Source organism: Photobacterium sp. R1 (genome assembly GCF_054600795.1).
On sequence record NZ_BAAHZP010000553.1, the window covers coordinates 1 to 271 of the forward strand.

Annotated in this window: 1 pseudogene; it reads right to left on the reverse strand. The window is 51.7% G+C overall.

Features of this window, described 5'->3' with window-relative positions:
- Positions 1-63 precede the first annotated feature (63 nt).
- Positions 64-271 (reverse strand): annotated as a pseudogene (treR, locus tag ACYP03_RS26250) (trehalose operon repressor TreR); the annotation flags it as partial.

Consider the following 271-nt stretch of genomic DNA (forward strand, 5'->3'; position numbering starts at 1 on the left):
GTGTCATTTTATTCAGAATAGACGTTAAACAGGGAATATGTGCCTGAATGCTCAGGCACGCAATCAGAATAGCAAACGGGAACGCTGCACCAGGTGGGTGACATTCGCGCTCTGGCGAAGATGCTGTAAAAGCAGATCGGCGGCGCGCTGACCCGCGTCAAAATATCCGGGATCGACACTGAAGGTGTTGGGAAACATAAACTGCAGCAGATCTGTTGCCCCGACACCAGACACCAGCACATCGGTCCGGTTTAACTCTTGCAGCCTTTTC